The 21,120-nt window shown below is 54.0% G+C and carries 16 protein-coding genes; 9 read left to right on the top strand and 7 right to left on the bottom strand.

Features of this window, described 5'->3' with window-relative positions:
- Positions 1–87: 87 nt before the first annotated feature.
- Positions 88–1,011 (bottom strand): NmrA family NAD(P)-binding protein, encoded by a 924-nt coding sequence (locus PXG97_RS16660; protein WP_276498929.1) that lies wholly within the window; start codon positions 1,009–1,011, stop codon positions 88–90.
- A gap of 341 nt (positions 1,012–1,352) precedes the next feature.
- On the opposite strand from PXG97_RS16660, the gene PXG97_RS16655 reads away from it, so the two are divergent.
- Positions 1,353–2,195: a CHRD domain-containing protein gene (locus PXG97_RS16655; protein ID WP_276498928.1), complete on the top strand. Its 843-nt coding sequence runs from the start codon at positions 1,353–1,355 to the stop codon at positions 2,193–2,195.
- 84 nt (positions 2,196–2,279) lie between these two features.
- Here the strand turns inward: PXG97_RS16655 and PXG97_RS16650 are convergent, their stop codons facing one another.
- Positions 2,280–4,508, bottom strand: a complete 2,229-nt coding sequence (locus PXG97_RS16650) for an NADP-dependent isocitrate dehydrogenase (RefSeq protein WP_276498927.1) — start codon at positions 4,506–4,508, stop codon at positions 2,280–2,282.
- A gap of 473 nt (positions 4,509–4,981) precedes the next feature.
- Here PXG97_RS16650 and PXG97_RS16645 point away from each other — a divergent pair, with 473 nt between their 5' ends.
- Positions 4,982–6,247 carry a GDSL-type esterase/lipase family protein gene (locus PXG97_RS16645; protein ID WP_276498926.1) on the top strand — a complete coding sequence of 422 codons (1,266 nt, stop codon included), beginning with the start codon at positions 4,982–4,984 and terminating at the stop codon, positions 6,245–6,247.
- On the opposite strand, the gene PXG97_RS16640 is transcribed toward PXG97_RS16645, so the two are convergent.
- Together PXG97_RS16640 and PXG97_RS16635 are read right to left on the bottom strand one after the other, a co-directional pair.
- Positions 6,248–6,874: a phosphoribosyltransferase gene (locus tag PXG97_RS16640; protein ID WP_276498925.1), complete on the bottom strand. Its 627-nt coding sequence runs from the start codon at positions 6,872–6,874 to the stop codon at positions 6,248–6,250.
- A gap of 182 nt (positions 6,875–7,056) precedes the next feature.
- Complete coding sequence (locus tag PXG97_RS16635) at positions 7,057–7,740, bottom strand: dienelactone hydrolase family protein (RefSeq protein ID WP_276498924.1); 684 nt, start codon at positions 7,738–7,740, stop codon at positions 7,057–7,059.
- Positions 7,741–7,833: 93 nt separating this feature from the next.
- Here PXG97_RS16635 and PXG97_RS16630 point away from each other — a divergent pair, with 93 nt between their 5' ends.
- The 5 genes from PXG97_RS16630 to PXG97_RS16610 all read left to right on the top strand — a co-directional run bounded on the left by PXG97_RS16630 (position 7,834) and on the right by PXG97_RS16610 (position 13,973).
- A complete protein-coding gene (locus tag PXG97_RS16630; RefSeq protein ID WP_276498923.1) occupies positions 7,834–8,541 on the top strand; it encodes a hypothetical protein in 708 nt (235 codons plus the stop codon).
- Between the two features lie 184 nt (positions 8,542–8,725).
- Positions 8,726–9,412 (top strand): deoxyribonuclease V, encoded by a 687-nt coding sequence (nfi, locus tag PXG97_RS16625; protein WP_276498922.1) that lies wholly within the window; start codon positions 8,726–8,728, stop codon positions 9,410–9,412.
- A gap of 460 nt (positions 9,413–9,872) precedes the next feature.
- On the top strand, positions 9,873–10,157 hold the full coding sequence (locus PXG97_RS16620; protein ID WP_276498921.1) for a hypothetical protein: 285 nt from the start codon (positions 9,873–9,875) through the stop codon (positions 10,155–10,157).
- Positions 10,158–10,341: 184 nt separating this feature from the next.
- Positions 10,342–12,960, top strand: a complete 2,619-nt coding sequence (gene clpB / locus PXG97_RS16615) for an ATP-dependent chaperone ClpB (protein ID WP_276498920.1) — start codon at positions 10,342–10,344, stop codon at positions 12,958–12,960.
- 164 nt (positions 12,961–13,124) lie between these two features.
- Positions 13,125–13,973 (top strand): alpha/beta hydrolase, encoded by an 849-nt coding sequence (locus tag PXG97_RS16610; RefSeq protein ID WP_276498919.1) that lies wholly within the window; start codon positions 13,125–13,127, stop codon positions 13,971–13,973.
- A gap of 38 nt (positions 13,974–14,011) precedes the next feature.
- Here the strand turns inward: PXG97_RS16610 and PXG97_RS16605 are convergent, their stop codons facing one another.
- A complete protein-coding gene (locus tag PXG97_RS16605; protein WP_276498918.1) occupies positions 14,012–14,377 on the bottom strand; it encodes a SpoIIAA family protein in 366 nt (121 codons plus the stop codon).
- A gap of 12 nt (positions 14,378–14,389) precedes the next feature.
- Positions 14,390–15,595 carry a lactonase family protein gene (locus PXG97_RS16600; RefSeq protein ID WP_276498917.1) on the bottom strand — a complete coding sequence of 402 codons (1,206 nt, stop codon included), beginning with the start codon at positions 15,593–15,595 and terminating at the stop codon, positions 14,390–14,392.
- A gap of 803 nt (positions 15,596–16,398) precedes the next feature.
- On the opposite strand from PXG97_RS16600, the gene PXG97_RS16595 reads away from it, so the two are divergent.
- On the top strand, positions 16,399–16,992 hold the full coding sequence (locus PXG97_RS16595; protein ID WP_276498916.1) for a HupE/UreJ family protein: 594 nt from the start codon (positions 16,399–16,401) through the stop codon (positions 16,990–16,992).
- Positions 16,993–17,043: 51 nt separating this feature from the next.
- Positions 17,044–19,374: a M1 family metallopeptidase gene (locus tag PXG97_RS16590; RefSeq protein ID WP_276498915.1), complete on the top strand. Its 2,331-nt coding sequence runs from the start codon at positions 17,044–17,046 to the stop codon at positions 19,372–19,374.
- A 254-nt stretch (positions 19,375–19,628) separates the two neighbouring features.
- Here PXG97_RS16590 and PXG97_RS16585 read toward each other — a convergent pair whose 3' ends face one another.
- Positions 19,629–20,975 (bottom strand): NAD(P)/FAD-dependent oxidoreductase, encoded by a 1,347-nt coding sequence (locus PXG97_RS16585; protein ID WP_276498914.1) that lies wholly within the window; start codon positions 20,973–20,975, stop codon positions 19,629–19,631.
- Between the last annotated feature and the right edge of the window lie 145 nt (positions 20,976–21,120).

Below are 21,120 nucleotides of genomic sequence, written 5' to 3'. Positions count from 1 at the left end.
CACAACAGCCTCTATTTGCTACAGACACCTTTCCTATCTGGCATACGAAGACTTTGAAGTCCTTCCGCTTGATAGCGTTCCTGTAGGTTACTCACTCCGCTTTGCCAGCACTTCGGCTACACTTGTCCACCTGATCTCGGGATAACGGCCGTTATCTAATGGCGCTAGCTTTGGCAACCCGCTAAACATATCGCGCATGTACTGCATGCCCTGCCAGGCAGGGAAGACTTCCTTACTGCGAGGGGTTAAAGCCTTCGTTACCTTTATCAGTGTGTTCAAAAGGCCCAACCCACCAACCCGCAGCAGCTTAAATTCCTCGCCTGTGGCTTTACTAGCTGCCTCACAGAGCCCCTTGGCACTCAGCACATCGCCAGCAATGCGCAGGTAACGTGGTGTGGTCGGGTCAAGAGCCGCGGCGGCTGTGTACTCCGAAGTGTTTTGAATCGTCGTAAAGTCCATCAGTTGGTCGGCACTACCATAGTACATCACCCTTTTCAGCGGGAAAAGGACAATGGGCGCCTCCCCGGTGAGCAAATCAGTGAACATGCCATTTAAAACAGAGGTCGCGGCAATGGGCGCCCTGTCTAGGCGTTCTTTAAATTCCTGCCGGAAATCCAGGTTGCGGTTGTTACCGTGCGGGAGTTTGGTGAAGTCAATGGCAAAATCAGAAGGAATAAAACGTGGGACACCGGCTGCCACCGCTGCATTTAGTATCAAGGCCTGTATGCCTACCATTACATAATGCAGCCCCGACAAAGCAGAAACCACACAGTTTGCGCCCTCACAGGCCTTGGCCAATGCAGTGGCATCATGGTAGTCTACCTCATAGATAGTAGCCCCCGCTTTTTGCAACGCGTCAACCTTGCTCCTGTCACTGCTGCGGCGGACCAGCACCCTCAGGTGAGCCCCTCGCTCAAGAAGCGCCTGCGCAATACGTCCGCCTAAATCTCCGGTGGCTCCGGCCAATACTATAGTTGCCTGTGAGGAGTTGGTAAGTTTGGTATTTGCCATAGCAGCTTCTCATTTTTAAATTGAAACCGGATTGAGCCGGAAAGGTTACTGCTCACGGAAACGGCGGCTGCGCCTCCTCTCAACTCCAGCGCCTAGCCCTTTGCTACCAGCACCTTAAAGGGCGCACGCCATCTGCGCGCCTATCAAACGATTTATATATAGATACAGTTAGAACCGCTCCCGGAAGGCACTCTTGTGGCGATTCTGCTTAAAGCCGTTCCTGTACCGCTGGCTCTGTTTTCAACCTCCCTTACAAAAAACAGAAAACATAATGAAAATCAACAAGTTAAAGCAAAACAGTACCATTATTACCATATTTTATCAACTTAAATGTAAAGCCTATGTTAAACAGCCTTTCCAAAATCAATGTCTTTGCACTATTATTGGTGCTTAGCACTGTTGTCTTTACCGGCTGTAAGGACGATGACGATTCCCCGGTACCTTTCCCTGACACGAAGGTATATGACCTGAAATCGGTAGCAGATCCTGACATAGAGGGCACTGCTACTTTTGTTAGAATAAACGACAGAACTACATCCATCACCATAGTTTTGTCAGGAACACCTGTAGGAGGAGTCCATCCGGCACACATTCATGCCAACACAGCTGCCGAAGGAGGCCCTATTGTTATTTCGCTAAACCCGGTTAACGGCACTACGGGCACCAGCACTACTATTGTGCAAAGAGATGACGAAGGCAACGCTGTTTCTTTTGAAGACCTGATGGAGTACGATGGCCATCTGAACGTGCACCTGAGCCAGGACCAGCTGGACGTGATAGTGGCGCAAGCCGACATTGGCCAGAATGAGCTGACGGGAGAATCCACGGAGTATGAGTTGGAAGAAGCGGCTGTACCAGGTATAAGCGGCTCTGTCACATTTGAAGAGCGAAAGAATGGGGAGGCTTTAGCCACCATCATGCTGGAAGGCACCCCTGAAGGAGGCGTGCATCCTGCCCATATCCACATGAACTCAGTTGAGGAAGGCGGCGGTATTGTATTCACCTTCAACCCGGTAAATGGCACCACTGGCATGAGCATGACGAATGTGGCAGAACTTGACGACGGCACCCCTTTCGGTTATGAAGATGTGTTACACTACGACGGCCACGTAAATGTGCACCTAAGTCCGGAGCAACTGGAGGTTTATGTTGCGCAGGGAAATATTGGCACTAACGCGGAATAGCATAAGGACTAAAAATAAAGTATAAAAAGGAAAGGCTGCCTGAGAGATCAGGCAGCCTTTCCTTTTTATACTTTATACTTCTATTTAGAAGTTATTCAATGCAGCGTTCAGCGTTTCGCTTGGGCGCATGGCTTTGCTGGTCTTCTCTTCGTCCGGGTGGTAGTACCCGCCGATCTCAACCGGCTTGCCTTGTGCGGCGATCTGCTCGTCCACGATCTTCTGCTCGTTGTCGGTTAACTCTTTTGCCAGGCCAGAGAATCTGTCTTTCAGCTCCTGGTTCTTGTTCTGCTCGGCAAGTGCCTGAGCCCAGTACATAGCCAGGTAGAAGTGGCTGCCGCGGTTGTCGATGCCACCTACTTTACGCGCTGGTGATTTGTCTTTCTCCAGGAACTCAGCGTTGGCTTTGTTCAGGGCTTCTGCCAACACTTCAGCCTTCTCGTTCTTGGTTTTGTAAGCAAGATCTTCCAGCGATACAGCAAGGGCCAGGAACTCACCAAGTGAATCCCAGCGCAGGTAGTTTTCTTCTACAAACTGCTCAACGTGCTTCGGTGCAGATCCACCGGCACCTGTTTCGAACAGGCCACCGCCATCCAGCAACGGAACGATAGAAAGCATTTTCGCACTTGTACCCAGCTCCAGGATCGGGAACAGGTCAGTCAGGTAGTCGCGGAGTACGTTACCGGTTACCGAGATGGTATCTTTACCAGCTTTGGCACGCTCGCATGTATAGCGCATCGCCTCTACCGGCGACATGATCTTGATCTCAAGGCCGTTGGTATCGTGGTCCTGCAGGTAACGCTCTACTTTTTTGATCAGGTTCGCGTCGTGCGCGCGCTGCGGATCCAGCCAGAAAATGGCCGGTGTGTTGGTGATGCGGGCTCTTGTTACGGCTAGCTTCACCCAATCCTGAATGGCTACGTCTTTTGTCTGGCAAGCTCTGAAGATATCTCCTTTCTCTACCTCCTGCTCCATCAGCACGTTACCATTCGCGTCAACGATACGCACCGCACCAGCCTCAGTCATTTCGAAGGTCTTGTCGTGCGAGCCATACTCTTCCGCCTTTTGGGCCATCAAACCGATGTTCGGAACAGTACCCATCGTAGTTGGGTCGAAAGCGCCGTTCTCTTTGTTGAACTGGATCACTTCCTGGTAGATGCCGGCGTAAGAACGGTCAGGGATAATGGCTACGGTGTCGTGCAGTTTGCCATCCGGGCCCCACATTTTGCCCGAAGAACGGATAGCCGCAGGCATAGACGCGTCGATGATCACATCGCTTGGCACATGCAGGTTGGTGATACCTTTGTCAGAGTTTACCATCGCCAGCTCCGGGCGCTTCTCCATCTCCGCTTTCAGATCAGCCTCAATTTCGGCACGCTTCTCTTCCGGCAGGCTTTGGATTTTATTGTAAACGTCGCCTAAACCGTTGTTCGGGTCAACACCAAGCTCTTTGAAGGTAGCAGCATGCTTGGCAAACGTGTCTTTGAAGAACACCTTCACCGCGTGGCCGAACATAATAGGGTCAGACACCTTCATCATGGTGGCTTTCAGGTGCAGCGACAGCAGGATGTTATCTTCCTTCGCCTCGGCAATCGCTTTCTCAAAGAAGGCATTTAGCTCGGCAACATGCATCACAGAGGAGTCCATCACTTCGCCTTCCTTCAGCGCCACTTTCTCTTTCAGCACTTTTGTCTCTCCGTTGGCACCCACAAACTCGATGCGCACATCTGTCGCCTTATCAGCCACTACAGATTTCTCGCTGCCGTAGAAGTCGCCTTCCGTCATGTGGGCCACGCGAGTTTTAGAGTCTGATGACCAGGCGCCCATCGAGTGCGGGTGGCTCTTGGCATACTGCTTCACGGCATCTGCCACGCGGCGGTCCGAGTTACCTTCGCGCAACACAGGGTTTACCGCGCTACCCAGAATCTTCGCGTAACGGGCTTTGATGTCTTTTTCTTCCTCTGTTTTAGGCTCAGAAGGATAGTTCGGGATGTTATACCCCTGTGCCTGCAGCTCTTTGATGGCCGCATTCAACTGCGGAATAGAGGCGCTGATGTTGGGCAGCTTGATGATGTTCGCCTCTGGCGTCTTGGCCAGCTCGCCCAGGTACGCCAGGTCATCCGACTGCTTCTGCTCCTCGGTCAGGTTCTCCGGAAAAGCGGCGATGATACGGCCGGCAAGGGAAATATCTCTTGTCTCTACTTCGATATCGGCCGCTTTTGTGAAAGCCTGTACAATTGGCAGGAACGAACGTGTTGCCAACGCAGGAGCCTCATCGGTAATGGTATAGATGATTCTTGATGCTTTTGTCGTCATTTCAATCTTAGTTTTAAAATTCTTGCCCCACCAGTGCGGAGAAGTATAAACAGGTTCTAATAGCAAATATAAGAGTCTTTTTGATATAGGCTAAGCTCTGCACAGCATTCCTGCCTTACTAACTGCCCAAGGCCCGCACTACTTTACGGGACGCCCCTCGGTTTAGCTGATACAACTAAAGCCCAGCAGAAAAGTTATACTTTGAAACCCCGAAAATGTGAGCCGGACACCGATTGTTACGCCACCTAGCGTTAGGTTTTACAACCACTCACCCCTTGCTTCCTTCCACTCCCCCGCCTCAGCGGTACCTTCACGGTAATTTTACCCATCGGCAGCAACGGCCATCGGCTGCAACCGTCTCTGATAGCTTAGTTATAGCTTACCTGTTTTTACATTTTATGAGTACAATTTATACTTTGCTTTGCTTAAGCACCCTCCGGTTACTGCTTGCCTTCTGTTTTGCTATTTTGGTTTTGCCGGCTGCTGCGCAGCTTAAGATCATGCCGCTGGGCAACTCTATTACACAGGGAAACCTGGAGCACCCGGGGTACAAGTACAGGCTGTGGAAAAAGCTTGTAGATGCGGAGGTTGATGTTGAGTTTGTAGGGTCGCATGACGTAAATGAAGGGGGTGCCCCGGCTGTGAAGGGGGAAGTATACAAAGGCGAGATCTTCACCAACCGCAACGAAGGCCACTGGGGCTGGCGTGCCGACGAGATCTTGCACGGCAGTGATAGAAACCGCCAGGCTGGCCGCTTGAAGGAGTGGCTGCGCGACTACTCCCCGGATGTGGTGCTGCTACACCTGGGTTCCAACGACGTGATGCAGGAGCAGCCTGTTGAGGAGACAATCGCAGAACTAGAGGCTGTTATCCGGGAGATCAGGAAAAAGAACCCAGACGCCACCATTCTAATGGCGCAGCTCATACCCATGTACTACAACAAGGTGGGCCCTAACACCATTGAGAGGCTAAAGAACTTTAACGCGCAGATTCCGGTGCTGGCAGACAGGCTGAACACCGCACAGTCGCCGGTTATAGTGGTAGACCAGTATGCCGACTTCGACCCTACGCCTGGCGCCGACACCTGGGACGGCATCCACCCCAATGCCAGCGGGGAAGAGAAAATGGCCAAGCGCTGGTTACAGGCCATCATGAACGAGGTAATCGTACCGCTCCCCGTGGAACTCTCCGCCTTCAATGCCCGCAGTACACTTCAAGGAGGCGTCCTGCTGGAGTGGCAGACGGCCTCCGAGACAAATAACGCCTATTTTGAAGTGCAGCGCTCACAGACAGGTGAAGATTTTGAAGAGGTTGCCAGAATAAAAGGTGCGGGCACGACCGTGGTACCGCAAAGCTACACATACACCGATTCTGCGGCCACGGCGGGCACGCTATACTACAGGCTAAAGCAGGTGGATACGGACGGGACGAGCCATATATCGAAGGTGGTGCAGGTACAGGTAAAGGCGCGGTCACAGTCGCTCATGGTATACCCTACCAGCAGCCGTGGCCAGCATGTAACGGTACACCTGCAGCATCACCAATCTACAGAAGTGGCTCAGGTGCATGTTTATACCAAGGAAGGCAAGCTGGTGCACAAACTGGAGAACCTGCCGGGCAATAACGGCATCTTCAGCACCAGAATCCTGACGGAAGAGCTGCACGGGGCGGGCATCTACCTGGTGCGTGTCGTGGCCGGAGATAAAGTATATTCCTCTAAATTCGTGCTGGAGCGCTAACTATACTTTATCCTGCTCCTGCAGCAGGTGTATCACCTCCTGGTCAGAGGTTTGGGTAAACTGCTCGTAGAACTGGCCCACGGCCTGGAAGAACGGCGGGGTGAGCAGGCACACGAACTCATCCACCATACCTGCGAACCGGTCAGCGGCCGCAGGCGGCGCCACCGGCACGGCTACCACCACCTTGCGCGGCTGCTCTTTTTTAACTAGCTGCACGGTGGCTTCCAGCGTTTTGCCGGTGGCAATGCCATCGTCTACGATAATCACCACGCGGTTTTTGAAGGGGATGTGCTGGCGGTTGCCCATAAACAGCTGGTACTTCTGCCGCAGGCTTTCTCTAATACGCCTCACCTCCGCCTCCACGTAGCCCTGCGGCACGTCCGGGCGCTGATCGTACGTATAGCTGTCCATACTCACGGCACCTATGGCGAACTCGGGGTTCATGGGGTGGCCGATCTTTTTAGACACCGTCACCTCTAGCGGCATGCCCAGTTTTTTTGCAATGGGTGCCGCCACCGGCACCCCACCCCGCGGAATGGCCAGCACCACGCCCTGCTCGCCCTTGTACTGCTGCAGCCGGTCTGCCAGCAGTACCGCTGCCTCCTCCCTGTTTCGGATCATGTCCATGGCAAGATTAATTTTGAATGTGAGATTGCGTGAATGAGTGGTTTTTAGTTGTCGGTTATTTGTTACCCGTTATTCGCAGCCTGTAGCCTAGCATACATGGTTTCTTGGAGCAGGATACGCGCCGCCACCATACTTGCCACTTCTTACCACCTTCACCACGCATTCACTTATTCACACTTGCACTAAGGCCTGTCCTGCCGCAGGGGCTGCTGCTTTTCGGGCTTTACATACTTGCGGAACCAATCGGTGGCAAGCTGGGCTGCCATTTCCAGGGCGCCCGGCTCCTCGAACAGGTGGGTGGCATCAGGCACTATCTCCACGTCTTTGATGCATTGCATCTGGTTCTGTGCCTGGATGTTCATCTCCAGCACACTCTCATCCTTGCCTCCCACAATCAGTAGCGTAGGCACCATCAGGTCTGGCAGCACGGTATCCGCCAGGTCCGGGCGGCCACCGCGGCTCACTACCGCTTTCACAATGTCCGGGCCTTCGGCAGCGGCGGCGCCAATGGCAGAGGCGGCTCCGGTGCTGGCCCCAAAGTAGGCGATGTTCAGGTCCTGCGTGCGCGGGTCTTGCTGCACCCAATAGGTGGTGTCGATCAGGCGGCGGGTGAGCTTCGGGATGTCAAAGCGGTTCCTGGTTTCCTGGTCCTCCTCTTCGGTTAGCAGGTCGAAGAGCAGCGTGGCAAAGCCAGACCGCTGCAGGTGCTCCGCCACAAAGCGGTTGCGGCTGCTGAGGCGGCTGCTGCCGCTGCCGTGCGAGAAAATGATCAACCCGAAGGCATTCTCCGGTATTGCCAGGTCGCCGATGAGAGTAGCGTCCTGCAGTTCAATGCGGACGCTGTCGTTGAAAGTGTAGTTTGCCATAGCTTGTGTGCGTATATCAACTCTAAAAATCTGAGCATCTGTGTACTTGAAAGTACGAACCACCATACCCAAAGTTCAGAAAGTATACACCGGATGCGGTTACGCTTCGTATTGGAGCAAAAGGAAACTACTGAAGCCATGCGTTATACTTTGTCTATACTTGCTTTCCTACTGCTGCTTAGTTCCTGCGGCCCCGACAGCAGGCCCGGCATACTAGGCAAGCTGCGGATAGATTCGCTGCTAACCACACAAGAGGAGCCGCCTCAGGAAGCTGAGGCAATGGATACAGCCAGCTTTGAGCAGGCCTTTGGCCGGTTCTTCGGTGCCCTGCAAGCCGGCGACACGGCCGCGTTGAACCAGTTTGTGGATGCCGAACAGGGGCTTTGGCTGATAGAGCAGCCGGGAGCGGTGCCAGCCTACAGCCACTTTAGAACCATACAGCAGGTGCAGCGGAAGTACCAGCAGCAGCCCTTCATAAGTATAAACCAACAGGTAAAAGAGTGCCAGCTACAGCAGCGGGACGTTTTTCCGGAGTTTGACTGTGCGGACATGGACCAGGGTGCCACTGGTTTTGCCGAAGACGGCTGCTTCTATACATTCGAAACCGCCAGCTTCCAAAGTACCGACATGTGGCAGTACGCCGACTTAAGCGAGCAGCAGGCCCAACAGGTACAGGAGATGCAGCAGCAGGTGCAGGCTACGGTGCTGCACACCGGCAGCTCCTTCCGCTTCCACTTCGGCTACCGCAACGGCCAATGGCACCTGCTCTTTGCCGACCTGCGGGTGCCCTGCAGCGCCTGATCTAATTTTGAATGCGTGAAGGTGTGAATGAGTGAATCCTTTTTGATTATCCTCTCGAACTATCTGAGCAATCCGGAGGGAAAGCAACAAGGCCTGTTTCACAACTCCTCTTGCATCACAAAGTATAACCACATCACATTATTCACTCACACATCCACAACTTCACGCATTCAAAATTGTAGCCATGGCCTATTACCGCAGATTCGACTACCCCGCCCCCGACCCTAAAGTACTTGCGCGCCTCACTGAGCAGCAGCGCGAGATGCAGGAGCGCATTATCCTCCAGAAGCCGGACTTTGACCTGAAGCTGATCGCTGGCTGTGACTCTTCCTTCATTGGTGAAGATACCATACTCTCTGCGTTCATACTTCTGACTTACCCGGAGCTGGAGGTGGTGGAGAAAGTATGGCACCACGGCCCGGTGGAGCTGCCGTATATTCCCGGTTTCCTGGCCTTCCGCGAGGCGCCTAACCTGCTGAAAGCCTACGAGAAGCTGCAGCAGAAACCCGACCTGATCATGGTGGACGGCCACGGCATCTCGCACCCCCGCCGCCTGGGCATCGCCACCCATTTGGGCCTGCACCTGAACAAGCCAACGATGGGTGTGGCCAAGAAAGTGCTGGTGGGCAAGTATAAAGAGCCCGCTCCCACCAAAGGCGCTATCGCCCCGCTGGAGTACAAGGGCGAGATTATCGCCAACGTGCTCCGCACCAAGGATAACGTAAAACCGGTCTTTGTTTCGCCCGGCCACCTCATGGACCTGGCATCCGCCACAGAAATTGCCCTAAACTGCGCCACCAAGTATAAACTGCCCGAGCCCACGCGCCTCGCAGACCACTATGCGGCGGTGTTTAAGGGGGAGGTGAAGTAGTGCTAGACCTCACAGCGTCTTGTAGACCTGTGAGTGTCTTGTCGGCTACGGAGAAAGGCCGTTTGCACAGACGCTCAGGTTTTGCAAACGCTGTGAGGTCTTTTGAGCAGTGGTTTTCGTATAGGCCAGTATGCAGCAAACTGTATTTTTAGAGCCTGAAAAGTTTTACCACGTTTACACGCGTGGCAACAATAAGGAAAGTATATTCAAAGAGGCAGAAAACCACTTTTACTTTCTGCAGCTATACATTAAGTACATATCCCCTTTCGCCGATACGTATGCGTACTGCTTGCTTCCTAACCATGTCCACTTTCTTATTAAGGTTAAAGCTGAAGAGCAGCTAACTATCCGATCAACAGAAGATGAAGGCCTCCTACATATTAACCTTCAGCGTCAATTCTCCCACTTGTTTAATGCCTATTCCAAAGCGATCAATAAGCGGTACAACCGCACAGGCAGCTTGTTTCAAGAACGGTTCCGGCGAAAGGAGGTCATATCTGAAGTATACTTTACAAGGCTGATTTACTACATCCACTTTAACCCACAGCATCACGGCCTGATCGCTGACTTCAGCGATTGGCCTTACTCATCATACCATAGCCTATTGTCCAAAAGTAGAACACTGCTGCAGCGAGATAATGTATTAGAGTGGTTTGGAGGCAGAGACTGGTACAGAAAGTTTCACGAAGTTAATGCCGCTGATTTCAACAGCATCACTCCCCTTATAGAAGATGATGAGGTGTAACGCCTGCTCAAAAGACCTCATAGCGTTTGCAAACACCACTACAATCCCGTCAATTTGTCCGAATCTTCTCAAATTACCCCTTCTCTGCCTGACATAATTACAGTTTCACCACCTAAAAGTGCTACTGGTGTATCCTTTGCTATACTGCTCGTAGAACTAAAACTAAGGAAACAGACAAAGACATATGAATTTTAATAACTATACCATCAAAGCCCAGGAGGCCATCCAAAAGGCCACCGAGATTGCAGGCGGCAACCAGCAGCAGGCGATCGAGACCGGGCATATTCTAAAAGCCATACTGGAGACAGACGAGAACGTCACCAACTTCCTGCTCCAGAAACTGAATATTAACGGCAACATCCTGCACAGCAAGCTGGACGAGATTGTGGCGGCTTACCCGAAAGTAAGCGGCGGCAGTCCGTACCTGGCCAATGATGCCGCGGCAGCCTTACAGAAAGCCACTTCTTACCTGAAGGAGTTCGGTGATGAGTATGTGGCCATCGAGCACATGCTGCTGGGCATCCTGGCAGGCCGCGACAAGGTAGCTGGCCTGATGAAGGATGTGGGCTTCAATGAAAAGGATCTGAAAAAGGCCATCAAGGAACTGCGTGGCGGGGCCAAGGTGACCGACCAGAACGCGGAGGCCAAGTATAACTCGCTGAAGCGCTACGCCCGCAACCTGAATGAACTGGCCCGCAGCGGCAAGATTGACCCGGTGATTGGCCGCGACGAAGAGATTCGCCGCGTGCTGCAGATCCTGAGCCGCCGCACCAAGAACAACCCGGTGCTGCTAGGTGAGCCCGGTGTGGGTAAAACCGCCATCGTGGAAGGCCTGGCCCAGCGCATGGTTTCTGGCGACGTGCCGGAGAACCTGAAAAACAAGACGCTGATGAGCCTGGACATGGGCTTGCTGGTGGCAGGCGCTAAGTATAAGGGCGAGTTCGAGGAGCGCCTGAAGGCCGTAATTAAAGAAGTAACCGATGCCGAGGGCGAGATTATCCTCTTCATCGACGAGATCCATACCCTGATCGGTGCCGGCGCAGGCGGAGACAGTGCCATGGACGCCGCCAACCTGCTGAAACCAGCCCTGGCGCGTGGCGAGCTGCACGCCATCGGTGCTACCACGCTAAAGGAGTACCAGAAGTATATTGAGAAGGATAAAGCGCTGGAGCGTCGTTTCCAGGCGGTAATGGTAGACGAGCCAAGCGTGCCGGATGCCATCTCTATCCTGCGCGGTATCAAGGACAAGTATGAGGTACACCACGGGGTGCGTATCAAGGACGATGCGATCATAGCTGCTGTGGAGCTGTCGAACCGCTACATTTCCGACCGCTTTTTGCCAGACAAGGCCATTGACCTCATGGACGAGGCGGCCGCCAAGCTACGCATCGAGATCGACTCCTTGCCGGTGGAGCTGGATGAGCTGCAGCGCCGCATCATGCAGCTGGAGATTGAGCGCGAGGCCATCCGCCGGGAGAATGACAAGGACAAAGAGGCTACGCTCTCCAAAGAGATTGCCGACCTGAGCGGCAAGCGCGATGATCTGAAGGCTAAGTGGCAAAACGAGAAGCAGATTATTGAGGGCATCCAGAAAGAGAAGGAGAACATCGAGAACTACAAGCTAGAGGCCGAACAGGCAGAGCGCAGCGGTGACTATGGCCGTGTGGCGGAGCTGCGCTACGGCAAGATCCAGGAAGCGGAGGCCCACCTGAAGCAGCTGCAGGAGCAGGTGCGCGAGATGCAGGGCGAGAACCCGATGCTGAAGGAGGAGGTAAACGCTGAGGACATTGCCGAAGTGGTAGCCAAGTGGACAGGCATCCCGGTAAGTAAAATGCTGCAGAGCGACCGCGAAAAGCTGTTGCACCTGGAGCAGGAGCTGGGTAGACGTGTGGCCGGTCAGGAGGAAGCCATTGAGGCTATTTCTGACGCCGTGCGCCGAAGCCGCGCCGGTATGCAGGACCCCAAACGCCCGATCGGTTCATTCATCTTCCTGGGTACCACCGGTGTGGGTAAAACCGAGTTAGCCAAGGCGCTGGCCGATTACCTGTTCAACGATGAGAACGCCATGGTGCGTATCGACATGAGTGAGTACCAGGAACGCCACGCCGTGAGCCGCCTGATTGGTGCGCCTCCGGGCTACGTGGGCTACGACGAGGGTGGTCAGCTGACGGAAGCCATCCGGCGCAAGCCATACTCTGTTGTGCTCTTAGACGAGATCGAGAAAGCGCACCCGGACGTGTTCAACATCCTGCTGCAGGTGCTCGACGATGGCCGCCTGACCGACAGCAAGGGCCGTGTGGTGAACTTCAAGAACACCATCATCATCATGACCTCGAACATCGGCTCGCACATCATCCAGGCTAACTTTGAGAAGATGACGCCGCTGAACCATGACGAGATTATTGAGCAAACGAAGGAGGAGGTGTTTGACCTGCTGAAGAAGTCGGTAAGGCCGGAGTTCCTGAACCGTATCGATGAGCTGGTGATGTTCCGTCCGCTGAGCCGCCAGGACATCCGCAAGATCGTCAACATCCAGTTCAGCCACATTCAGCATCGTTTGGAGGAGGCCGGTATACAGCTGGTGGCTACCAACGAGGTGCTGGACTACCTGGGCGAGCAGGGCTTCGATCCGCAGTTTGGTGCCCGTCCGCTGAAGCGCGTGATCCAGCGCCAGGTGCTGAACCAGCTCTCTAAGGAGATCCTGGCTGGTAAGATCAGCAAAGACGCGGTGGTAGAGGCCGTGATGGATAATGGCGAGATCCGCTTCAACAACGTGGATGTGGAAATCCCGACAGGAGAATAAGTAAAGTTTAAGTTTAGCTGATAGTATAAACCCCGCTATTCCGTTGGAGTGGCGGGGTTTTGTGTTTTCGAAGCTGTGCCTGGCTCAACCCTATGATGGGCAAAACCACCTCTACCATTTCTCCCTTAAATTCTATACTTTGCGAAAGCTATACTTTTAGAGCCATGCAAAAAAGATTCTATACGTTCCTCCTTCTCCTCAGTCTCTCCATACTTGCCGCACAGGCTAAGGTAGACACCCTGGCCATCCAAAGCCCTTCCATGCAGAAGGTACTGAAGGCAGGCGTGGTGACCCCAGACGGGCACGGCAAGAAAAAGAGCGGCCCTTACCCGGTGCTGTACCTGCTGCACGGCTACAGCGGCAACTTCAGTAATTGGTTGAAAACCCCGCCGCAAAAAGACCTGCTCCAGCAAATGGCTGACAAATACCAACTCATTATTGTGACGCCGGAGGGTGGCTACAGCAGCTGGTACTACGATAGCCCCGTGGACAAAAGCAGCCAGTACGAGACTTACATTACCCAGGAGCTGCGGCAGGAGGTAGAAAACAAGTATAAAACCATCACCGACAAGAGCGGGCGCTTTATCTCCGGCCTGAGCATGGGCGGGCACGGCGCACTTTACCTCTCGGCCCGCTACCCCGAGCTGTACCTGGCCGCCGGCAGCATGAGCGGCGCCCTGAACGTGACAGGCATTGAGCAGGAGAAGTTCCTGCAGAGTATAGAAGCAGTGCTGGGGCCGAAGCCGGAGAACCGGGAGCTGTTCCGCCAAAGCTCTGTGGTGCACATGGTGCCGCAGCTCAAAGCCAGTGGCGTTAAATTTATGATTGATTGTGGCGTGGATGATTTTTTGATTGAGGATAACCGTGAGCTGCACCGCCGCCTGGTGTACGAGAAGGTGCCGCACGAGTACATAGAACGCCCGGGCGCCCATACGTGGAGCTACTGGGGCAATGCTTTAGAGTACCACCTGCTGTTCTTCCAGAAGGTGCGTGCAGAGGCCTTGCCACAATAAGGTGGCGCCAGCCAATGGCCACCCAAAAAGCCAGGGCTTTACTCCTCCCCCGTCTGCACCCACTTCATGGCCTGCTCCCGCTCGTGCAGGTCGAAGTAGCGCACGCCCTTCTTTTTTACGGGGCTGATCAGGTTAGCCGCCCATTTCTGCCACATTTTATCACCCACCATGGCCACACGGTCATACTCGCGGCCGTGCACCAGGTCGAACAGTGCATTTTCCAGAGCGGCGCCAGGCTTCACCCAACTCAGGTTCACCATTTCATAGTATAGGCGGGCGGCGCCATACTTCTTCATCCTATCCCGGATCAGCTCGCGGTACGCATCAAAATCTTCGTTGGTCAGCTCCCCGCTCACCCGCACGGCCAGCATGTCATCATGGGTTTGGGGCAGTATCTCCAGCATGGCGCTTATACTTTATTTATCTTTAAATACAATGTTTACCGGCTTCTGCACCTGCGCCTCGTGGCTTGTGGCCGTTAGCTTACCCGTGGCTTTGTCTATCTTAAAGGAGGTGATGTTGTTGGAGCGCTCATTGGCCACCAGAAGGATACTTCCGGACGGATCAATAGCGAAATCGCGGGGCCAGTCGCCGCCTGTGCTTACGTGCTGCACCAGTGTCAGCCTGCCCGTTCCCTCCTCAATAGCATATACCACCACGCTGTTGTGCCCGCGGTTAGAGCCATAGAGGAACTTGCCGTCCGGCGACACCTTCACGGCCGCAGGATAGTTGTCCTCCTCATAATCTGCCGGAAGCGTAGTAACAGTTTGTATCTCTGTGAAAGTACCCTTGCCTGCATCGTAAGCCAGGGCAGTCATGGTAGAGTTGAGCTCATGCACCAGGTAGGCATGCTTTCCGTTCGGGTGGAAGGCCATGTGGCGCGGTCCTGAGCCAGGCTTAGAGGCATACGCCTCCTCCGGGCTGTTCTGCACCAGCTTTCCGTTCTCCACCTTATACCCAAGCACTTTGTCTGTCCCCAGATCCACAGCAAAGCTATACTTGCCATCCGGCGATGGGGCAATAAAGTGGGCATGTGGCCCCTGCTGCCGCTCTTTGTTTGGCCCGGCGCCGTTGTGCTGCACCATGCTTGGTTGGCCCAACTGCCCGTTTTCCTGGAGAGGCAGCGCCGCCACGTTACCGCCCACATAGTTGGCCACCAGTACCGTGTTGTCTACCACTGAGATGTAACAAGGCGCCCCTCCCTCCGACGGCATGCGGTTCAGCAGGCTCAGTTTCTTTCCGTCTTCCTCTACCGCAAAGGCACTCACGGCACCGCTTTTCCTGCCCTCAAACTCCTGCGTTTCGTTTACCGCGTACAGGTAATTCCCGTCCAGAGCCAGGTAGGAGGGGTTTTCGCCTGCCTTGAAGCCACTCACACGCATCAGCTCCCCTGTTTCCGGGTTCAGGCTGTACAGGTGTATACTTTCGTCATCGGGTTTGGCATAAGTGCCCACGTATAGCATGGTCGTTTTCATGGTCTCAGGTTCCGGTGTCTCTGTAGTAGTTGCGCTTTGCTGTTCCGTTGTTTGGTTACAGCCAGCCAGCACCAGCGATACGCTGGCCAGGGCCAACACTGTTCTGTTTACCAGCTTTCGGGGGTTAAGGTTAAAGGGCTTGTGCATGTTAGGTAGCCTTAAGGATGATGTTTCTGTTAAAGGTATAAAATCCTGGGAAGGAAGTATAGGTACGGGAACAGTTGTTTAAAGTATGAGAAGCACTATCCAACTGGTGCAAAACCAATCTTGTGCCCAACATCCTTTCTGGGACGCCCCTGCTGCAGCATTCAGAGCGCTTCTGCTGCAGCATGTATAAATTTGTGCAGTGCCGGCTCCAACCACCCCTGCCCCTCAGCGCTACGCTCGCTACCTTCGAACTCGCGTTCTCGGTAGTCCAAGGAGGGGAGCTATACTTGTTCCACAGCAAAGGCAGTGGCTATCGAACTAGAACCCAGTCTTTGGGTTGAGCGCCTTCTAGATTTCTGGTGCCGAAGGCATTGCGACAGCAAAGGAAATGTAGACAGCGCGATGCCCAAGGACGAGCCCTCCCGGCCTGGAGGGAGCCAAAGAAAGAAATGAAACAGTAGGCTTGTGGGGCTGGAGGATGAACGGTAGCTAGAAAGGATAGTTTGCCTCAAGCTGAAGAAAGCAGTAGCAATAGGGAAAGCACGAGCTATAAGCTCGCGCTAGCGGATAGTAAGCAATGACTCAGAAAGTATATCGGGAGCAAGTATAAAAAAGCATGGGCTGTAATCCCGCGCCAGCGGGCATTGTCATTCACCCCTACCCTCTCAACTTATAGAACAAATCCACCAATTCGTCGATTTACCTGCCATTCCTGCTGCTGCTGCCCGGCACAGCATTGCATGTTTAGCCGCAGATGCGTAATTTGCCACTTAGCTATATTCACATTTAAACATACCTGCGCGGTGTCCTCTACCTTTTACACTTACATAGAGCTGGGCTTCCATCACATTTTCGACTTTAAAGCCTACGACCATATGCTGTTCCTGCTGGCCCTGAGCGCCATTTATACTTTGCAGGACTGGAAAAAGGTGCTGGCCCTGGTAACAAGCTTTACCATTGGGCATAGCATTACGCTGGCGCTGGCTACGTTTAATATCATCCGGTTCGATTCGGCCCTGATTGAGTTCCTTATACCTGTCACCATACTTTTTACCTGCGTCACCAACTTTTTCAAGCTGAAGGGGGCAGCCAGTAAGCAGCGCACGATCCTGTCGCTGCACAACCTGATGGCGGTGTTCTTCGGCCTGATCCATGGCATGGGCTTCTCTAACTTCCTGCGCCAGATGCTGGGCCGCAACGGCGATATATGGCAGCAGCTCTTAGCCTTTAACATCGGCATTGAGCTGGGGCAGTTGCTGATCGTGGGCATTCTTTTAGTCGCGGGTTTCCTGATCATGACGGTGTTCCGGGCCAAGAAACGCGACTGGATCATGGTGCTCTCCAGCGCGGCAGCCGGTATTTCGCTCATCCTGATGATGGAAGCAAGCATATTTTAACAGTACGCCATCTTTTACTAAACTATATCATTCTACCCTAACCAATACCACATGAAAAACCTTATAGCAGGTTTGGCCTTAGCTGGCTTGGTAGCCGGTCCGCTAGCAGCGCTGGCACAGGACACCAAGTTCGCCCAGCTGGGGCAGGAACTGCCAACACCTAACACCTACCGTACAGCCTCTGGCGCCCCAGGCCACGAATACTGGCAGCAGCGCGCTGACTATACGATAAAAGTGGAGCTGGATGATGAGAACCAATCCATCACCGGTTCCGAGACCATCACCTATACCAACAACTCGCCCGACGTGCTTTCTTACCTGTGGGTGCAGCTGGATCAGAACATCTTCGAGCCGAACTCGATGAGCAACCTGACGCAGACGGCCGAGCTGAGAAAAGAGGTTCCGCTGCGCGCCGTGGAGTACATGACGCGTGAGAAGTTTGACGGCGGCTTCAAGATCAGCAAAGTGGCCGACCGCGGCGGCAAGGCCCTGAAGTATACCATCAACAACACCATGATGCGTATCGACCTGCCGGCACCGCTCAAGCCAAAGCAGAGCGTTACCTTCAGCATCGACTGGAAGCACAACATCAACAACCAGAAAACACTGGGCGGCCGTTCGGGCTACGAATACTTTCCGGAGGATGACAACTACCTCTACGAAATGGCGCAGTGGTTCCCGAGAATGGCTGTGTATGACGATGTGAACGGTTGGCAGCACAAGCAGTTCCTGGGCAGCGGCGAGTTTGCCCTGCCGTTCGGCGACTATAAGGTGAGCATTACCGTGCCTGCCGACCATGTGGTTTCCGCCACCGGCGAGCTGCAGAACGCCAGCCAGGTACTTTCTTCCACGCACCAGAAGCGCTGGGCCGAGGCCGCCAAAAGCGACAAGCCGGTGGTGATCGTATCGCAGGAGGAAGCCGCGAAGGCAGAGAAAACGAAAGCCAAGAACAAGAAAACTTGGGTATACTCTGCCAAGGAAGTGCGTGATTTTGCCTGGGCCAGCTCCCGCAAGTTTATCTGGGATGCCATGAACGTGAAAGTGGCCGGCAAGAACGTGCTCGCCATGTCGTATTACCCGAAAGAGGCGAACCCGCTGTGGGGCCAGTACTCTACCGAGGCCGTGGCGCACACATTGGAAGTATACTCCAAGCACACCATCGACTATCCATACCCAGTGGCCATTTCAGTACACGGTCCGGTAGGCGGCATGGAGTACCCGATGATCTCCTTCAACGGCTACCGCCCGGAGCCGGACGGCACTTATTCGGACCGTATCAAGTATGGTTTGATCTCGGTGATCATCCACGAAGTGGGGCACAACTTCTTCCCCATGATCATCAACTCCGACGAGCGCCAGTGGACGTGGATGGACGAGGGTCTGAACACCTTTATGCAGTACCTGGCTGAGCAGGAGTGGGAGCGTAACTACCCGTCGCGCCGTGGTGAGCCGCAGGACATTGTAGAGTACATGAAGAGCGCCAAAAACACGCAGGTGCCGATCATGACCAACTCGGAGTCGGTGCTGCAGTTCGGCAACAACGCCTACGGCAAGCCAGCCACCGCCCTGAATGTTTTACGTGAAACAGTGATGGGCCGCGAGCTGTTCGACTACGCCTTTAAGGAGTACTCCAAGCGCTGGGCCTTCAAGCACCCGATGCCTGCCGACTTCTTCCGCACCATGGAAGACGCCTCTGGCGTGGACCTGGACTGGTTCTGGAGAGGCTGGTTCTACACCACCGACCACACCGACATTGCCGTGACGGACGTGAAGTGGTACACCATCGACTCGCAGGACCCGGCCTTTGTGAACGCACAGCTGCGTGAGCAGCAGAACAAGGCGCCTCAAACCCTGTCGCAGCAGCGCAACCTGAATGACATTAAGAAAACGCGTGTAGAGCTGCGCCCTCAGCTGAACGACTTCTACAACACCTACGATCCGCTGGCTACCACTGCCGCCGAGGAGCAGGCTTACCGCCAGTTCCTGGGGCAGCTGTCGCCTGAGCAGAAAGAGATCCTGAACTCCGGGCTGAACTTCTATGAGGTAAGCTTCGAGAACCTGGGTGGCCTGGTTATGCCGCTGATCGTGCGCATGGCCTATGAAGATGGATCGGAGGAAGTCGTGAACATCCCTGCAGAGATCTGGCGCTACGACAACGACCAGATCACGAAGGTGTTCATCACGGAGAAACCGGTGGTAAGCTTCGAGCTGGACCCGTACCTGCAGACAGCAGACACGGACCTGTCGAACAACGCCTTCCCGCGTAAGGCCACACCATCACGCTTCGAGATCTTTAAGCAGCAGAATACCCGCATGAACCCCATGCAGCGTGAGCGCGCCACCAGCAGCAACAGTGGCGGCCAGAGCGGCAGCGGTCAGTAGTGGTTTATACTTTAGCTGATACAAAAAGGCCTGCAGAGCTTATCTGCAGGCCTTTTTCTGTTTTTATACTTTGCTCCCGAGGTATAGGCAGAAGCAATTACCTAATCAGTTAAGGTTTATACTTGCTGCTTTTTCCTTTCATACAAAGTGTTTGAATGTATCAGCAGAAGGATAAACCCACCCGTTGCCCATCCGGGGAGGGGAATAAAGACAAGGCGGCTTCTAACTCTTGAACTCCTAAGGTCTCTAACTCCCTAGTCTCCGGCATACTTGTCTATAAACTTGCGTCGGGCCCGGTCGCCGCGGCGCACGAACGGACGGATAATGAGGCGAGTGCCGTTCTCGTAGGTGAAGAACCGGTAAACCCAGTTGCTGAGCACCACCAGCTTGTTGCGGAAGCCCACCAGCGCCATGACGTGCACAAACAGCCAGACAAACCAGGCAAAGAAGCCTCCAAAGTGCATGTTGCCCGGCAAATCGGCCACGGCGCGGTTGCGGCCAATAATCGCCAGCGAGCCTTTGTCTTTATACTTAAAGGGCTCCAGCGGCTCCCTGCGCAGCAGGCGCGGCAGGTTTTTGGCCAGCAGCTTGCCCTGCTGTATGGCAGGTTGCGCCACGCCCGGGTGCCCTTTCGGGAACTCCGGTGTCTTCATAAATGCGATGTCGCCAATGGCAAAGATATTGTCGAAGCCGAGCACTTGGTTGTAATCATTCACCAGTATGCGGCCCCGCTCCACCGAAGTCTCGGGCAGGCCGTCGATTAGCGCGCCGGCCACTCCTGCTGCCCAAATCAGGGTGTTGGTCCTGATCTGTTCGCCGCTCTTGAACATGGCTACTTGCCCGTCGTAAGAATCTACCAACGTGTTTAGCCGGATGTCCACGCCCAGCTCCTTCAGGTATTTATAGGTTTTTTCACTCGCCTCCTTAGACATAGGCGGCAGCACACGGTCCATGCCTTCCACCAGGATGATCTTCATCTGGCTAAAGTCCAGCCCCGGGTAATCAGTTGGCAGCACATGGCTGCGCATTTCGGCCAGGGCACCGGCCAACTCCACGCCTGTCGGCCCTCCCCCCACGATCACGAAGTTCATGAGCTCTTGCCGCCTCTCAGGGTCTCTGGTCATGTTGGCCTGCTCAAAGCACTGCAGTATCTGGCTGCGCAGGTTCAGCGCCTCCGGCACCTGCTTCAGCGGGAAAGAGTATTTCTTGATCTGGTCGTTACCGAAGTAGTTTGGCTTGGTTCCGGTGGCAATCACCAGGTAATCATAGGTGATATCCCCAATCAGGGTGGTAACGGTTTTTGTTTCTGGTTGAATGCCGGTCACTTTTACCAATCGGAAATGGAAGTCCGGGTATTTATCAGAACCGAACATCTTGCGCAGCGGCTCGGCAATGGAATCCGGCTCCAGACCGGCAGACGCCACCTGGTACAGCAGCGGCCAGAAACCGTGGTAGTTCTGCCTGTCGAACATCACCACCTGGAAATCTTTATTCGGAAGTTTTTTGGCAAGGTTTATCCCCCCAAAGCCCCCGCCGATGATGACCACGCGGGGTTTGGTGGTTTCAGGAATGTTAAGGGAGAGTTGTTCCGGCTCAAGCATAGTGTATCTTGTTATGTATGGTAGTGGTATAAAGGTGCCTGCACATTATACTTGTATATACGCAGAATACCCTATTGGCAACAAACGCATCATGAAATTGTTAGTTGCCAAAACCGCCTCAGCTGTCTGCAGAGGCTAAAAATCA

It is taken from the genome of Pontibacter litorisediminis, assembly GCF_029360645.1.
In the GTDB taxonomy this organism is placed as follows: Bacteria; Bacteroidota; Bacteroidia; order Cytophagales; family Hymenobacteraceae; genus Pontibacter; species Pontibacter litorisediminis.
This window is presented reverse-complemented; position numbering and strand designations above follow the sequence as displayed.

Coding starts and splice junctions, on each gene's coding strand:
- PXG97_RS16635 (WP_276498924.1), bottom strand. CDS start 7,740: ATGGCAAACTACACTTTCAACGACAGCGTCCGCATTGAACTGCAGGAC.
- PXG97_RS16660 (WP_276498929.1), bottom strand. CDS start 1,011: ATGGCAAATACCAAACTTACCAACTCCTCACAGGCAACTATAGTATTG.
- PXG97_RS16590 (WP_276498915.1), top strand. CDS start 17,044: ATGAAAAACCTTATAGCAGGTTTGGCCTTAGCTGGCTTGGTAGCCGGT.
- PXG97_RS16650 (WP_276498927.1), bottom strand. CDS start 4,508: ATGACGACAAAAGCATCAAGAATCATCTATACCATTACCGATGAGGCT.
- PXG97_RS16655 (WP_276498928.1), top strand. CDS start 1,353: ATGTTAAACAGCCTTTCCAAAATCAATGTCTTTGCACTATTATTGGTG.
- PXG97_RS16605 (WP_276498918.1), bottom strand. CDS start 14,377: ATGCTGGAGATACTGCCCCAAACCCATGATGACATGCTGGCCGTGCGG.
- nfi (WP_276498922.1), top strand. CDS start 8,726: ATGGCCTATTACCGCAGATTCGACTACCCCGCCCCCGACCCTAAAGTA.
- PXG97_RS16585 (WP_276498914.1), bottom strand. CDS start 20,975: ATGCTTGAGCCGGAACAACTCTCCCTTAACATTCCTGAAACCACCAAA.
- PXG97_RS16610 (WP_276498919.1), top strand. CDS start 13,125: ATGCAAAAAAGATTCTATACGTTCCTCCTTCTCCTCAGTCTCTCCATA.
- clpB (WP_276498920.1), top strand. CDS start 10,342: ATGAATTTTAATAACTATACCATCAAAGCCCAGGAGGCCATCCAAAAG.
- PXG97_RS16640 (WP_276498925.1), bottom strand. CDS start 6,874: ATGGACATGATCCGAAACAGGGAGGAGGCAGCGGTACTGCTGGCAGAC.
- PXG97_RS16600 (WP_276498917.1), bottom strand. CDS start 15,595: ATGCACAAGCCCTTTAACCTTAACCCCCGAAAGCTGGTAAACAGAACA.
- PXG97_RS16630 (WP_276498923.1), top strand. CDS start 7,834: ATGCGGTTACGCTTCGTATTGGAGCAAAAGGAAACTACTGAAGCCATG.